Annotated in this window: 1 pseudogene; it reads right to left on the bottom strand. The window is 60.8% G+C overall.

What is annotated here, in order from left to right:
* Nucleotides 1-278, bottom strand: a pseudogene (locus tag L9G74_RS20375) (hypothetical protein); the annotation flags it as partial.

Below are 278 nucleotides of genomic sequence, written 5' to 3'. Positions count from 1 at the left end.
ATTCCCAGCGCCATGCGATACCCAACACCGTTGACAGCAGGGCGGCCATGAAAGCGATCCGTATTGATAGCAGCAGCGACAGCCAGAACTCATCGCTACCGAAGAGCGATCGGTAGGCGTCTACGTTGAAGCTCCGCAACCCGATGAGCGGGAAATACCCCAGACTTTGTATCACCGTCAGGACGAACGCCGCGGCAAATCGCGGCACGATGACCACCAGGGCAGGCATGAGCTTGAGCCACGTGTAGTCGCGGATCGGAAGCGGCGCGCGGCGCTCC

The sequence above is a fragment of the Shewanella electrica genome (assembly GCF_022321485.1).
Classification (GTDB): Bacteria; Pseudomonadota; Gammaproteobacteria; order Enterobacterales; family Shewanellaceae; genus Shewanella; species Shewanella electrica.
The sequence above is the reverse complement of the archived record's forward strand: the minus strand, read 5'-3'. Positions and strand labels throughout refer to the sequence as shown.